Source organism: Streptomyces sp. NPDC107575 (assembly GCF_055657265.1).
In genome coordinates this window covers 79,615-92,653 of record NZ_JBVKBG010000005.1, presented here as the reverse complement: position 1 = coordinate 92,653, position 13,039 = coordinate 79,615, and the positions used below count along the sequence as shown (strand labels likewise).

Genomic DNA, 13,039 nt, shown 5'->3' with positions numbered 1-13,039 from the left:
GGGCTACTCCTGCGGGGAGGCGGGGGTCGGTGGGATCGGAGTGCTGTGCTGTTCCACTGAGGCGAAGATGTCCCGGGCGACGGGTGAGCGGATCTCCTCCGCCAGTTGCCCGATCAGGCCCGCGGTGCGGGCGAGCAGGGCGAAGCCGCGCAGGAGGGGGAGCGGGAGGCCCAGGTCGGCCAGGGCGGCGCCGCACACTCCGGCGCCGTTGAGGGGGAGTGTGCGGCCGAGGACGGCCGGGTGGGTGCGGCCGATGGCCTCGAAGAGGGTGAGGTGTGGTCCGAATGCGTCTTCCTCGCGCGCGATGTCCATCAGGCGCCGGGTGCGTGGGTCGCCCTCCTTGTGGAGGTGGTGGCCGAGGCCCGGGATCAACTCGTGAGCGTCACGGGCGTGTTGGAGCGTGCGGAGCGCGATCGCGTCCCAGGCGGAGCCGTCGTCGGGGGATGGCGGGGTGTCGCCGAGGGAGGTCACCACCGCGTTGAGGAAGTGGCCGGTGTCCTCCGTGACGCCCAGGAAGCGGGAGCCGCCGCCCAGGAGGCCGGCGGCGAGCGCGCCCTGGACCGAGTCCGGGGCGGACAGGTACGTGAGGCGGGAGACGATCGCGGTGGGGGTGAAGCCGTGGTCGGCGAGCGCGGCCAGGACGGCTTCGAAGACGCGGGTCTCGCCGGGGCTCGGACGGCGCTGCGTGGCCAGCCAGAACGCCAGCTCGCCGAAGCCGACGGAGCCCATGATGTCCTCGGCCAGGTCCTGGCCGAGGAGTGTGATCCGCTTCGGGTCCGATGCGCCCAGGGCCGTGGGGTAGGAGGGGGGTGAGGGCTGTTGTCGATCGTCAGTCACGTGGGGGCTCCGTGGTCGTGGGTCGTGCCAGCCATGTGCGCAACTCCGCGCCGTGCTCGTCCAGTTCGGGCGGCGGTAGACGGTACGAGGCCGGGGTCGCGGAGAAGCGGATCGGGTGGCGGGTCGTGGGCAGGGCGCGGTCGCCCTCGCCGACGGTGACGACGGGGTCCAGGCCGAACTCCTCGGCCATCGCGAAGCCGCCGTCGATGGTGTTGATCGGGCCGCTGGGCACTCCGGCCTTCACGAGGAGCGTGAACCACTCGTGTGCGCCGCGTGCGGCCAGACGCTCGACCAGGATCGGGCGGAGTGCGTCGCGGTGGGCCGTGCGGTCGGCGTTGCGGGCGAAGCGCGGGTCGTCGGCCGTGCCGGGGATGCCCAACACCTCGCAGAGCGCCCGGAATTGGCTGTCGTTGGCGGCGGCGACGATCAGGTCGTGGTCGGCGGTCGGCAGTGGCTCGTACGGGAAGACGCTGGGGTGGGCGTTGCCCATGCGGTACGGGACCGTGCCCCCGGCGACGTACGCGGAACTGTGGTTGACGAGGCCGGTGAGCGCCGAGGAGAGGAGGTTCACCTCGACGTGCTGGCCCTCGCCGGTGGCGTCGCGGTGGCGCAGCGCGGCGAGGATGCCGATGGCGGCGTGGTTGCCCGCCATCACGTCGAAGACGGAGATGCCGGCCCGGAACGGCGGGCCCTCAGGGTCTCCGGTCAGGCTCATCAGGCCTGACATGGCCTGCACCATCAGGTCGTAGCCGGGGACGTCGCGGCCCGCGCCGGTGCCGAAGCCGGTGATCGACGTGTAGACGACGCCGGGGTTCGTGCGGCTGACCGACGCGAAGTCGAGGGCGTAGCGGTCCAGGGCGCCGGGGCGGAAGTTCTCTATCAACACGTCGGCCCGGTCGGCGAGTTCGGCCGCGAGGGCGGCGTCGGACGCGTCCTTCAGGTCCAGGGTCAGGGAGCGCTTGCCGCGGTTGATGCCCAGGTAGTACGTCGACACGCCGTCGTGGACCGGGGGCATCCACGTGCGGGTGTCGTCGCCGCGCGGGCCCTCGACCTTGATGACGTCGGCGCCGAGGTCCGCGAGCAGCATCGTCGCGTACGGGCCCGCGAGGATCCGGGAGAAGTCTGCGACGAGGACGCCCGACAGGGGGCCTGTGGCGGGTGGTTGGTCGGATGGGGTGCTTGGCGGCATGGGGGCCGGCCTCTCCGCGTCCGTACGCCGGACGCTTGTCCGTGCGGGCGATTGTGGGCTTGGTCGAAGGGGGCGTCAAGGCGCTGGTGCCCATCAAGCCCCTGCGGCGATTGAGCGGCGGGGTTCGGGGCGGAGCCCCGAGGCGGTGGAACGGCCGACCGTCAGTGCCGCGCGACCGGCGGAGCCACCGTCACATGCGGCACCGAATCCACCCGGGCGAAGTCGAGGCTGATCTCGCCCGCCGCGTGCAGGAGGCGCGGCAGATGTTCGCGCACCAGGAAGTCGACCGACGTCTCCGCCGCGTGCGCGTTGACGTTGACGCTCGCGATCACCCGGCCCGTCCCGTCCCGCAGGGGCGCCGCCACCGAGCGGATGCCGCGGGCGAGCTGCTCGTCGGTGAGGGCCCAGCCGCGGGCCCGTACGTCGCACAACTCCCGCTGCCACTCGGCACGTTCGGGGCGCCACAGCGGAATGAGGCCCGAGCGGCTCGGTTCGGCGAGGGCCCGTGCCGCCTCGTCCGGGGGCAGTGCGGCGAGCAGCACCTTGCCGAGGGAGGTCTGCAGCGCGGGGAAGCGGGTGCCGATCTGCACCGACAGCGTGACGATCTTCGGGCGGGCCACGCGGGCGACGTAGACGATGTCCGAACCGTCGAGCTGGGCGATCGAGCAGGACTCGTCCGTCTGCTCGACGAGGCGTTCGAGGTGGGGGCGCGCCACGTCCCACAGGCCCATCGACCGGACGTAGGAGACCCCGAGGTCGAGCACTCGGGGCGTGAGCGAGAAGCCGGCCGCGCACTGGCGGACGTAGCCGAGTTCGGTCAGTGTCAGCAGGATGCGGCGCGCGGTCGGTCGGGCGAGGCCCGTGGCGCCCGCCACCTCGGCGAGTGTCATCGCCGGACGGCCCGGCCGGAACGCGGTGATCACGTCCAGGCCGCGGGCCAGTGCCTCGATGAAGTCAGGGCCGGTTCCTTCGCGGGGCATGGGGGCTACCTCCGGGCCGTGCGGCTCTCCAACTCCCCATTGTTCGTCGGGGGATTGACAGTAGGGTGCGCCTTCATCAGCATCGGTGGCAATGGCCGACCGGCATCCGGACGCTCGTCCGAAGTCGCCGGGAGCGACATCGAGTGGCTCCCGGGATGCCGGAGAGGAGACCGATGATGGATCGCTCAGCTCCCTCGGATCCGCCGAACCCGCCCGTCCCGTCGAGCCCGCCCGAAGCCTTCCCGCCCGGACGGCCCGTCGTCCTGCGCGGCGGCACCGTCCTGCCCATGGACCGCACCCGCCGGATCCTCCCGGACACCGACGTGCTCGTGATCGGTGACCGTGTCGCCGCCGTGGGCCCACAACTCTCCGTACCCGACGGCACGTTGGAGATCGACGCCGCCGACGGCATCGTCATGCCCGGCATGATCGACACCCATCGGCACATGTGGCAGACGGCCATGCGGGGTTACGGCGCCGACTGGACGCTCACCCAGTACTTCGTCTGGTACTACCTCGAACACGGCACCGCCTTCCGCCCCCAGGACATCCACGCGGGCAACCTGCTCGCCGCCGTCGAAGCGCTCGACGCGGGCGTCACGACCGTCGTCGACTGGTCGCACGGGCTGCAGAGCATCGGACACGCCGAGGCCGCCGTGGACGCGCTGCGCTCGGCCCCCGGCCGCTACGTCCTCGCGTACGGCAACATCCAGCAGGCGCCCGCCGCATGGGCCACGGACCCCGACTTCCGCGCCTTCGCGCGCCGGCACATCGACGCGGCCGACGACCTGCTCGGGTTCCAGCTCGCCTTCGACGTGACCGGCGACCCGGCCTTCCCCGAGAAGCCGGCCTTCGAGGCGGCCCGCGAACTCGGCGTCCCCGTCAGCACACACGCGGGGGTGTGGGGCGCCACCAACGACGACGGCATCCGCCTCATGCACGAGCACGGCTTCATGACGCCCGAGACGGTGTACGTGCACGCGGCGACGCTGTCACCCGACTCGTACCACCGCATCGCCGCGACCGGCGGCTCGGTGTCCGTCTCCACGGAGAGCGAGCAGAGCGCGGGCCAGGGGTACCCGACCACCTGGGCGTTGCGCGCGCACGGCATCCCGGTGTCCCTGTCGATGGACACGAGTGTGTGGTGGAGCGGCGACCTGTTCTCCGCGATGCGTACGACACTGGGCGCCGACCGGGCCCGCGAACACCTGGAGGCGCACGCGCTGGGGGAGACCGTCACGCACTGCGCGCTGCGGGCGGAGCAGGTCGTCGAGTGGGCGACCGCCGGCGGCGCGCGGGCGCTCGGCCGGGACCGCGACCTCGGCAGGGTGGAGGAAGGCAAGAAGGCCGACCTCGTCCTCATCAAGAACGACCACTCACCCGTCTCCTTCCCGCTCCTCAACCCCTACGGGCACGTCGCCTTCCAGGCCCAGCGCGGCGACGTGCACACCGTCCTCGTTGACGGGCGGGTGGTGAAGCACGCGCACCGCCTCGTCGACATCGACCTCGCCGCCGTACGACGTGAGGCCGAGGCCACCGTCGAGCATCTGCGGTCGACGCTGGGGGAGGAGGCGTGGCGGGCCGGGATGAACCCCGACGTCCCGGAGACGAAGATCCTCGACAACCCGTACACGTACACGGACTTCCGGTCCGCGACGACCCACGGCCGGTGACGTGCTCCGCAGGCGGTGGCCAAGAGGCGGTGGCGAGGGCGATGCGTGCCGTGTGAAATAATTTCACCCTGCCGGTGCGAGCACGGTCCTCCTGGAGGCCGTCGACGCCACCATCTCTTCTTCCGTTCTCCGGATGCCGCGGCCATTTCCCCCCGGTCGCGCCGTGTCCGGACGTCGGCATGAGCGGGTGGGGCAGGACGCCCGCCCCGGCGCCTGCCCCAGTCCACCTTGCCCGACGGAACGACGGAACCAAGCCACATGACACAACTGGATGAGACGTCCGCGCCCCCGAGCGCCGCGGGCCCGGTGGACAGCGCGGACGGCGGCGACGGCGGTGACAAGCCCAGCCGCTACGCGAAGAAGGCGGTGTTCGCCTCCTCCCTCGGCTACGCGATGGACGGCTTCGACCTGCTGATCCTGAGCTTCGCCCTCTCGGCCATCTCCGCCGACCTGGGCCTGGACAAGGCGCAGGGCGGTTCGCTCGCCACCATCACGCTCATCGGCGCCGTCGTCGGCGGACTCGGTTTCGGGATGCTCGCCGACCGGATCGGCCGGGTGAAGGTCCTCACGTACTCGGTGATCTTCTTCGCCGTCTTCACCGGTCTCTCGGCGCTCGCGACCTCGTACGGCGAGCTGTCCGCGTTCCGCTTCCTGGCGGGCGTCGGCATCGGTGGCGAGTTCGGGATCGGCATGACGCTCGCCGCGGAGGCCTGGCCGAGCAAGAAGCGGGCGCGCGCCACATCGCTGGTGGCGCTCGGCTTCCAGGCGGGCGTGCTGGCCGCCGCGCTCGTCTCGGCGCCGGTGCTCGCCGCCTGGGGCTGGCAGGGTCTCTTCCTGATCGGCGCGGTGCCCGCGGTGGTCGCCATCGCGCTCCGCTCCCGGCTGCACGAGCCCGAGCACTTCACGCGCACCCGCAGCGAGGGCGTACGCCTGTCGACGCTCGCCTCGCTGAAGCTGCTGGTGAAGGACGGCCCCACGGCCCGTGCCAGCTTCGGCGTCCTGGTCCTGACCTCGGTCCAGAACTTCGGCTACTACGGCATCATGACGTGGCTGCCGACCTACTTGAGCGAGCGGTTCGGCTACAGCCTCACCAAGTCCTCCGGCTGGACCGCCGTCACCGTCGTCGGCATGGCGCTCGGCATCCTCCTCTTCGGCGAACTCGCCGACCGCCTCGGCCGCCGCAGGACGTTCTGGCTGTTCCAGGTCGGCGCGGCCGTCTCCGTCCTCGCGTACAGCCAGCTCGTCTCGCCCTGGGCGCTGCTCGTCGGCGGCGCCGTGATGGGCCTCTTCGCCAACGGGATGACCGGCGGCTACGGCGCGCTGATGGCCGAGCTGTACCCGACGCAGGTGCGGGCCACGGCGCAGAACACCCTGTTCAACATCGGCCGCGCGGTGGGCGGCTTCGCGCCCGTCGTGGTGGCGCTGTGCGCGGACCGGTGGGGCTTCGCGGTCGCCATCGGCCTGCTGTCCGCGATCTACGTCGCCGACATCCTCGCCATGTTCGTCATCCCGGAGCGCAAGGGCGAGCGCCTCGCCTGAGTACCCCGTGCGGGGGTGCTCGCCTTCGGCGCGGTCGGGCCGCATGCTGGGACCGGACGCCCGCGCCGAAGGGGAGGCCGCCGTGACCGACCGCGATCAGGACCTGCGCACCCAGAAGATCTGGGCCCGCGACGCGCCCCACTACGACGGCTGGATGCGCCGCTTCGACCGCCACATGCTGCGCGGCGGCCGCGCCCGGCTGTGCGCGCGGGCCGAGGGCCGGGTCCTCGAGGTCGCGGTCGGCACCGGCCTGAACCTGCCGCACTATCCCAAGGGCACCGACCTGACCGGGGTCGACCTCTCCCCGGACATGCTGGCCCGCGCCCGGGTCCGGGCGGCCGACCTCGGGGTCGACGCCACGCTCAGCGAGGCGTCCGCGACCCGGCTCCCGTTCCCCGACGGCTCCTTCGACACGGTCGTCTGCGCGCTGGCCCTGTGCTGCATCCCGGACGACCGCGGGGCCGTCGCCGAGATGCACCGCGTCCTCGCGCCGGGCGGCACGCTCCTCCTGCTCGACCACGTCATCAGCCACAAATTCGCCGTCCGCACGCTCCAGCGGGCCCTTGAACCCGTGATGCTGAAACTCGCCGACGACCATCAACTGCGCCGCCCGCTGCACCTCGTACGAGAGGCGGGATTCCGCGTCGTCGAGCGCGAGCGCTACAGCCTCGGCGTCATCGAACGCCTCGTCGCGGTCAAGCCCTTGCCTACGCCTCAGCCTTCGTCGCAGTGAGGGAGTCGAGGACGGCGGCGAGATCCGCGCCCGCGCGCAGGAGCGCCACGGAGCGTGCGGCGATCCGGTCGAGCCGCTCGTCGAGCACGCGCCGGACCCGCTCCGGCCCGCCGCCCTCGCTCAATGAGTGCAGCGAGTCGACGATCTCCCGCACCGCTGGGATCCCGTACCCGCTGCCGCGCAGCGCCGCGACGATCCTGGCCGCGCCGATCGCGGCGGGTCCGTAGCGCCGCGCCCGCTGCGACGTCACGCGCTCGGGCGCGACGAGACCCTCCCGTTCCCAGAACCGCAGCGTCGAGGTGCGCACGCCGAGCGCGGCGGCGAGCTCGGTGATGGTCATGATGTCCTCGGACTCGACCACCCCATGGCCCGGGCCGTCGTGTGCCGCCTCGGACCCGATCGCCCACAGCGCCTCCTGCGCGCGCAGCACCTCGTCGCGCTCGCGCGCGAGGCCGACATGCACGGCGCCGACCGAGGCCGCCGCCTCCTCGACCGTCCGCGTCCACAGCCCCGCCATCAGCTGCCTGGCGGCGACGGGCCCCATGGCTCCGGCGAGTCCCCGGTAGGCGCGAAGCGCCCGCACATGGACGGGTGCGTAGGCCCGGTAGCCATTGCCCGACCGGACGGCCGCCGGGACGACCCCGAGCCGCTCCAGATCGCGCACCTGCTGCACGGAGTACCCCGACTCCCTGGCCACATCGACGGTCCTCAGCGTCCTCTCGTCGACCATCGATCCCCTCTCAACCCCACACAAGCACTTCAAGCCGATGCTTGAACCATGACCAGCGACACGAGTATGGAACAGATCATCAAGACGGTGCGCGGCTTCGACGGTGCCCTCGTCCTCGCTCCGGAGCCCGGTGGCGACTTCCCCGAGATCGCGTGGGGCGACGCGTTCTTCTACTGCGCGCCGGACGGCGAGGTCCCGCGGGCCACACAGCCGTACGGGACGATCGTCACCAAGAACTACCCCGGAGACACGCTGTCGGACCTGGACGCCCCCGACCGCCTGCGCGTGAACATTCAGGTGGACCGGGCCGCATTCCAACAGCTCACTGGAGACTCGCCGCGCGACTACGCGGCCGTCGACACCCTGCTGCCGCACCCCGTGTACGGCGCCCAGAACTGGATCTGCGTCGTCAATCCGGGCGAGCGGACGCACGGGACAGTCCTGCGGCTGCTCGGCTCCGCGCACGACGCCGCACGGGCCCGCTTCGAGCGCCGCCGGCAGGCGTGATCAGCAGACCGTGCCCGGCCGGGCGGCCGTCGCCCGCAGCAGCTCCCGCACGAGGTCGAAGTCGACGGCGGCCGCCTTCCGGAACCGCAGACACCCCTTGCCCATGTCCTGCCCCGCGAGCCGCTCGGCGTGGGCCTCACGCACGTCGCTGCGCATCAGATAGAAGGAGATGTACTGCTTCTGGCTCGCGAAGGCGATCTCGGCGACACCGTCCCGCTCGTAGGCGGGCATGCCGTACGCCATGACCTCCTCGAAACCGGTCAACTCGGCGCGGCACAGCCGCCGGAGCTCGGTGAGCGCGGCCCTGCGCTCCTCGGGCAGTTCGGCGAGGTAGTCGTCCACGTTCGCGGCGGAGCTTTGCACCATGGCGTGATCGTACGTCGTCGGTTTCACCTCCGTGGTGTGCGTCCTCACGCCTCGACCGACGCCGGGGCGGGAGCCGTGGAACCCGTGTCGGCCGGGGACGGTGCCGCCGGGCGTCCGCCCGTGCGGGTCGCGCCGATGCCCGCGGCGACCACGAAGGCGATGCCGACCGCCGGGGCCAGGCCGGGATTCTGGCCGAGCACGACGAGGCCGACCAGCATCGCGATGGCGGGTTCGAGGCTCATCAGGGTGCCGAAGGCCGACGTGGTCAGGCGGCGCAGGGCGAGGAATTCGAGGGCGAAGGGCAGGACGGGGCTCAGGGCGGCCAGGGCGAGCATGATCCACAGGCTCGTCCAGGTGACGTTCGCGGAGACGGCGGGCGCGGCGACGAGCATGCCGAGCACGCCGGCCACCGGCATGGACACCGCGAGCCCCTTCAGGCCGGTGACCCGGTCGCCGACGCGCTGGGTGAGCAGGATGTAGGCGGCCCAGCAGCCGGCCGCTGCCAGCGCGTACACCGCACCGAGCGCGTCGAGTCCGTCGTGCCAGGGCTCCGTCAGCAGGACGACGCCGACCGCGGCTGCCAAGGTCCACATCTTGCGGCCGTGGCCGGGCCCGAACAGGGACACCGCCAGCGGGCCGAGGAACTCCAGCGCGCTCGCCGTGCCCAGCGGCAGGCGGTCGAGGGCCAGCATGAAGAACACCATCATTCCCGCGGTCGCGGCGCCGAGCACCGTGCAGGCCAGCAGGTCCGGCCGGGTGAAGTCACGGCGGCGGGGCCGGATGAGCACGAGCAGGAGCAGGCCCGCCCAGCCGAGGCGGAGACCCGCCGTGCCCAGCGCGCTGAGCTGGCCGAAGAGGGGGACGGTCAGGGCCGAGCCGAGCTGGACGGTGGACATGGAGGCGACGGCCATCGCGAATCCTGCTTGCGCGCCGCTGGGGCGGGAGCGGCGTGGGGCCTTGGGCGAACTCATGGGCGACAGTCAATGCCCCATGCATCGTTCGTGTCCACGTGCCAATGATGGACGTTTCGTTCGATGATCCTGGACAATGGGGGAATGGAGACACGGCGGCTGCGGCTCTTGGTGGAACTGTCCAGGCTCGGCTCGATGCGCGCGGTCGCGGACACGGTGGGCACCACGACCTCGACGGTCTCGCAGCAACTCGCCGTCCTGGCAAAGGAGATGGGGGCCGAGCTGATCGAGCCGGAGGGACGGCGGGTGCGGCTCACCCCGGCCGGGCGGCGCCTGGCCGAGCACGCCGCGGGGATCCTCGCGGCCGTCGAGGCCGCGCGCCTCGACCTCGCTCCGGGGGCCGAGCCGAACGGGACACTGCGGGTGGCCGGGTTCGCCACCGCCATCCGCGTCCACCTGCTGCCGCTGGTCACCGAGCTGGCGGCGAGCCATCCCCGGCTGCACATCCTCGTCCGCGAGCACGAACCCGCAGAGGCCCTGGAACTGCTCGCCGCGGACGGGACCGATCTCGCGCTCACCTACGACTACAACCTGGCCCCCGCAGAGCCGGACCCCGCCCTGCACACCACCGCTCTGTGGACCGCGCCCTGGGGTCTCGGTGTCCCCGCCGACGCCGAAGTGCCCGACGGGGCGGACACCCTCGGCGTCTTCGACGCGTTCCGCACGCAGGACTGGATCGTCAACTCCCGCGGCACCTCCGACGCGACCGTCATCCACACCCTGGCCGCCATGGCCGGGTTCACACCCCGCGTCACCCACCAGGCCGACAGCCTCGACCTGGTCCAAGGCATGATCACCGCCGGGCTCGGCGTCGGGCTGCTGCCCCTCGGCACCCCCACCTTCCCCGGGGTCCGGCTGCTGCCGCTCACCGGACCCGAGGTGGTGCTGCGGGCCCGCGTCGTCGCACGGCACGGTCGCCTGGGCTGGCCGCCCATCGCCCTGGTCACCGAGCTGCTCACCCGGCGGACCGTGTCCCGACCCGCCGTTCAGTAGCTGTCGTAGCTGGGCTCGCCGTTCGGCCGGTACACACCCACCACGGTGCCGCCCTTCGTCGTCGAGACGCTGACCGGTTCGAGCGCCGTGGGAATCGCTCCGTCGGCGAACAGCCGCTTGCCGGTGCCGATGATCACCGGGTGGACGGTCAGCCGGTATTCGTCGACGAGGCCGTTGCGCATCAGGGTCTGGGCCAGGTCGCCGCTGCCGACCACATTGATCTCGCCGCCTCCGGACGCCCGCAGCTCGCGCACGGCATCGACGACGTCGCCCTCCAGCAGCGTGGAGTTCTGCCACTCAACCGACGTCAGGGTCCGGGACGCCACGTACTTGCGCATGCTGTTCATCCGCCCGGTGAACGGGTTGCCGGGATCGGCGGTCGGCCAGTACGACGCGAAGAGCTGGTACGTCTTGCGGCCGAGCAGCATCGCCTCCGCGTGCTCGTACCAGCCGGCGATGGCGGCGCCTACCTCCTCGTCGTCGGTCGGCTTCTGCCAGCCGCCGTGCTCGAACCCGTCCTCCATGTCCTCGTCCGAGGCACCCGGCGCCTGCATCACGCCGTCCAGCGTCAGGAACGTACAGACAATGATCTTGCTCATGGCGTGCTCCCTTCGTCGACGGGTAGACCGGCGGGCCGCCGGAAACTCATCGACGGGCGCCTCGGCGCCGGCCCGGAAGGGAGCACGCCACGCAGCTCCCGTTTACAGCCCGTACGTCTTGCCGATGATGTCCCGCTGGATCTCGCTCGTCCCGCCGTACACCGTCGACACCACCGTCGCGCGCAGCATGGCCTCCATGCCGTACTCGGTGGCGTAGCCGTAGCCACCCAGCATCTGCATGCCCTCCAGGGTGATGTGCTTCGCCAGCTCCGTGCACTTGAGCTTCGCCATCGAAGCCTCGCGGGGGAACACCTTGCCCGGCTCCGCGTCGATCGTCGCGGCGGTGTCGTCCAGGAGAAGCTGCGCGCACTCCAGTTCCGTCGCCATGTCCGCGATGCGGTGCTTGAGCGCCTGGAAGGAGCCGATGGGGCGGCCGAACTGCTCGCGCTGGCGGACGTACGCCAGGGTGTCGTCGAAGGCCCGGCGGGCCACGCCCAGCATCATCGCGGCGAGGATCATCCGCTCCAGGTTCAGGCCCGCCATCAGCTGCGTCCAGGCCTTGCCCGGTGTGCCGACCACCGCCGAGTCCGGGACGAAACAGTCCGTGAAGTAGAGGTCGTTGACCTCCTTGCCGCCCATCGTGTCGATGCCGCGGATGGTCAGGCCCTCGGCATCGGTCGGCACCATGAACTGGGTCAGGCCCTCGTGCTTCGCCGAACCCGGTTCCGTACGGGCGATGAGCAGGATGTGGTCGGCGAAGTGGGCATTGGAGCACCATGTCTTCTGCCCGTTGACCAGGTAGCCGCCCGCGGTGCGCTCCGCGCGGCAGGTCAGCGCGCCCACATCGGAACCGGCCCCAGGCTCGGACATCGACACCGACTCGACCCGGCCGTTCACCACACCCTCGAGGACGGTGCGCTTCTGCTCCTCGGTGCCGAACTTCTCGTACGCCGCCGCGGTGATGATCGTCGTGCCGAAACCGCTGATGGGGGCCCGGCCGTAGGACGTCTCCTGGAGGAAGAGGGAGAGGTCCACCATGCCGAGGCCCGCGCCGCCGTACTCCTCGGGGACGGCGATGCCGAGCCAGCCGAGCTTCGCCATCTTCTCGTACAGCTGCTGATTGTGGTGTTCCACGCCGTTGGACGTCAGCTTGTCGCGCTGTTCCTTCGTGCCGCACTCGCGACCGCAGAAGTCCGCGATGGCCTTGACCAGATCGCGGCGCTCGTCGGACAGGACTCGGGGCATGGGTGTCTCCTGAGTAAGGGGAAAGGTGTGTACGTGACGTGGGTCAGTCGCTGCGAACCGCGGGGAAGACCGTGTGCAGCAGATGGACGACGGAGCGGGTGAGCATCACGTGCAGGTCGTCGCGGGTGAGCGTGCCGCGCGCCAGCCACTCGTGGGACGCCGACTTGAGCATGGCGCTGTGGGCGCGGATCATCGCTCGGAGTTTCTCCCGGCCCGCGTCCTCGGAGACGTCCGTCATCATGGCGGCCTCGAGGATCCGGTCGGTGGCGATCTCGTCGGCCTCCAGCATGATCCGGTCGACCTCCGGGTCGCCGAGGGACTCCATGCCGATGGCCGCGAGCCACATCTCCCGGTTGCGCTCGACGACTTCGAGCCAGCGGTCGACGCAGACGGCCAGACGCTCCTCGGCCGTGGTCGGCGGCAGCCGCTGGGAGACGGAGGCCGGGATGACCATCATCTGCCGCACCACTTCCAGGTACAGCTGACGCTTGTCGCCGAAGTAGTGGTTGACGAGGGCCCGGGCCACGCCGGCCTCGGCCGCGATGTCCGAGATCGACACCGAGGCGTAGCCGGCGGAACCGAACCTTCGGCGGGCCACGGCGAGGATCTCGGCGCGGCGCGCGTCCGGTTCCATCCGGCGCCGCCGGGTGGCCTGGGCCTTGCCTTCCATGGGTGCT

The 13,039-nt window shown here is 71.5% G+C and carries 14 protein-coding genes; 5 read left to right on the top strand and 9 right to left on the bottom strand.

Going from position 1 to position 13,039, the window contains the following annotated elements:
* Positions 1 to 3: 3 nt before the first annotated feature.
* The 3 genes from ACZ7L4_RS25225 to ACZ7L4_RS25215 form a co-directional block, all read right to left on the bottom strand.
* On the bottom strand, positions 4 to 837 hold the full coding sequence (locus ACZ7L4_RS25225; protein ID WP_472105845.1) for a citryl-CoA lyase: 834 nt from the start codon (positions 835 to 837) through the stop codon (positions 4 to 6).
* Entirely contained in the window at positions 830 to 2,026 is a 1,197-nt protein-coding gene (locus ACZ7L4_RS25220) for a CaiB/BaiF CoA transferase family protein (protein WP_472105843.1), read from the bottom strand. Before ACZ7L4_RS25220 ends, ACZ7L4_RS25225 begins: the two co-directional genes overlap by 8 nt.
* Before the next feature lie 161 nt (positions 2,027 to 2,187).
* Positions 2,188 to 3,006: an IclR family transcriptional regulator domain-containing protein gene (locus tag ACZ7L4_RS25215; protein ID WP_472105841.1), complete on the bottom strand. Its 819-nt coding sequence runs from the start codon at positions 3,004 to 3,006 to the stop codon at positions 2,188 to 2,190.
* A 176-nt stretch (positions 3,007 to 3,182) separates the two neighbouring features.
* Between ACZ7L4_RS25215 and ACZ7L4_RS25210 the strand changes: the two genes are divergently transcribed.
* From ACZ7L4_RS25210 to ACZ7L4_RS25200, 3 genes are all read left to right on the top strand, one after another.
* Positions 3,183 to 4,679: an amidohydrolase family protein gene (locus tag ACZ7L4_RS25210; RefSeq protein WP_472105839.1), complete on the top strand. Its 1,497-nt coding sequence runs from the start codon at positions 3,183 to 3,185 to the stop codon at positions 4,677 to 4,679.
* A gap of 258 nt (positions 4,680 to 4,937) precedes the next feature.
* Positions 4,938 to 6,218, top strand: a complete 1,281-nt coding sequence (locus ACZ7L4_RS25205) for an MFS transporter (RefSeq protein ID WP_472105838.1) — start codon at positions 4,938 to 4,940, stop codon at positions 6,216 to 6,218.
* Positions 6,219 to 6,300: 82 nt separating this feature from the next.
* On the top strand, positions 6,301 to 6,951 hold the full coding sequence (locus tag ACZ7L4_RS25200; protein WP_472105836.1) for a class I SAM-dependent methyltransferase: 651 nt from the start codon (positions 6,301 to 6,303) through the stop codon (positions 6,949 to 6,951).
* Here the strand turns inward: ACZ7L4_RS25200 and ACZ7L4_RS25195 are convergent.
* Positions 6,926 to 7,681: a MerR family transcriptional regulator gene (locus ACZ7L4_RS25195; RefSeq protein ID WP_472105834.1), complete on the bottom strand. Its 756-nt coding sequence runs from the start codon at positions 7,679 to 7,681 to the stop codon at positions 6,926 to 6,928. The two genes, ACZ7L4_RS25200 and ACZ7L4_RS25195, sit on opposite strands and share 26 nt — an antisense overlap.
* A 66-nt stretch (positions 7,682 to 7,747) precedes the next feature.
* Between ACZ7L4_RS25195 and ACZ7L4_RS25190 the strand changes: the two genes are divergently transcribed.
* The gene (locus ACZ7L4_RS25190) at positions 7,748 to 8,188 is read left to right on the top strand and encodes a DUF6194 family protein (RefSeq protein WP_472107337.1); all 441 of its coding nucleotides are present in this window, start codon (positions 7,748 to 7,750) and stop codon (positions 8,186 to 8,188) included.
* Here ACZ7L4_RS25190 and ACZ7L4_RS25185 read toward each other — a convergent pair whose 3' ends face one another.
* Positions 8,189 to 8,554, bottom strand: a complete 366-nt coding sequence (locus ACZ7L4_RS25185) for an iron chaperone (RefSeq protein ID WP_472105832.1) — start codon at positions 8,552 to 8,554, stop codon at positions 8,189 to 8,191.
* A gap of 44 nt (positions 8,555 to 8,598) precedes the next feature.
* Entirely contained in the window at positions 8,599 to 9,525 is a 927-nt protein-coding gene (locus ACZ7L4_RS25180) for an EamA family transporter (RefSeq protein ID WP_472105830.1), read from the bottom strand.
* An 84-nt stretch (positions 9,526 to 9,609) separates the two neighbouring features.
* Between ACZ7L4_RS25180 and ACZ7L4_RS25175 the strand changes: the two genes are divergently transcribed.
* On the top strand, positions 9,610 to 10,518 hold the full coding sequence (locus ACZ7L4_RS25175; RefSeq protein WP_472105828.1) for a LysR family transcriptional regulator: 909 nt from the start codon (positions 9,610 to 9,612) through the stop codon (positions 10,516 to 10,518).
* Here ACZ7L4_RS25175 and ACZ7L4_RS25170 read toward each other — a convergent pair.
* The 3 genes from ACZ7L4_RS25170 to ACZ7L4_RS25160 form a co-directional block, all read right to left on the bottom strand.
* Complete coding sequence (locus ACZ7L4_RS25170; protein WP_472105826.1) at positions 10,512 to 11,117, bottom strand: dihydrofolate reductase family protein; 606 nt, start codon at positions 11,115 to 11,117, stop codon at positions 10,512 to 10,514. The two genes, ACZ7L4_RS25175 and ACZ7L4_RS25170, sit on opposite strands and share 7 nt — an antisense overlap.
* A 102-nt stretch (positions 11,118 to 11,219) precedes the next feature.
* On the bottom strand, positions 11,220 to 12,362 hold the full coding sequence (locus tag ACZ7L4_RS25165; protein ID WP_472105824.1) for an acyl-CoA dehydrogenase family protein: 1,143 nt from the start codon (positions 12,360 to 12,362) through the stop codon (positions 11,220 to 11,222).
* Between the two features lie 43 nt (positions 12,363 to 12,405).
* Positions 12,406 to 13,032, bottom strand: a complete 627-nt coding sequence (locus ACZ7L4_RS25160) for a TetR/AcrR family transcriptional regulator (protein WP_472105822.1) — start codon at positions 13,030 to 13,032, stop codon at positions 12,406 to 12,408.
* Positions 13,033 to 13,039 lie beyond the last annotated feature (7 nt).

Bases quoted from the DNA above. Each gene is read 5' to 3' on its own strand.
- ACZ7L4_RS25215 (WP_472105841.1), bottom strand. From the start codon at position 3,006: ATGCCCCGCGAAGGAACCGGCCCTGACTTCATCGAGGCACTGGCCCGC.
- ACZ7L4_RS25190 (WP_472107337.1), top strand. From the start codon at position 7,748: ATGGAACAGATCATCAAGACGGTGCGCGGCTTCGACGGTGCCCTCGTC.
- ACZ7L4_RS25195 (WP_472105834.1), bottom strand. From the start codon at position 7,681: ATGGTCGACGAGAGGACGCTGAGGACCGTCGATGTGGCCAGGGAGTCG.
- ACZ7L4_RS25210 (WP_472105839.1), top strand. From the start codon at position 3,183: ATGGATCGCTCAGCTCCCTCGGATCCGCCGAACCCGCCCGTCCCGTCG.
- ACZ7L4_RS25220 (WP_472105843.1), bottom strand. From the start codon at position 2,026: ATGCCGCCAAGCACCCCATCCGACCAACCACCCGCCACAGGCCCCCTG.
- ACZ7L4_RS25170 (WP_472105826.1), bottom strand. From the start codon at position 11,117: ATGAGCAAGATCATTGTCTGTACGTTCCTGACGCTGGACGGCGTGATG.
- ACZ7L4_RS25205 (WP_472105838.1), top strand. From the start codon at position 4,938: ATGACACAACTGGATGAGACGTCCGCGCCCCCGAGCGCCGCGGGCCCG.
- ACZ7L4_RS25160 (WP_472105822.1), bottom strand. From the start codon at position 13,032: ATGGAAGGCAAGGCCCAGGCCACCCGGCGGCGCCGGATGGAACCGGAC.
- ACZ7L4_RS25165 (WP_472105824.1), bottom strand. From the start codon at position 12,362: ATGCCCCGAGTCCTGTCCGACGAGCGCCGCGATCTGGTCAAGGCCATC.
- ACZ7L4_RS25180 (WP_472105830.1), bottom strand. From the start codon at position 9,525: ATGAGTTCGCCCAAGGCCCCACGCCGCTCCCGCCCCAGCGGCGCGCAA.
- ACZ7L4_RS25185 (WP_472105832.1), bottom strand. From the start codon at position 8,554: ATGGTGCAAAGCTCCGCCGCGAACGTGGACGACTACCTCGCCGAACTG.
- ACZ7L4_RS25175 (WP_472105828.1), top strand. From the start codon at position 9,610: ATGGAGACACGGCGGCTGCGGCTCTTGGTGGAACTGTCCAGGCTCGGC.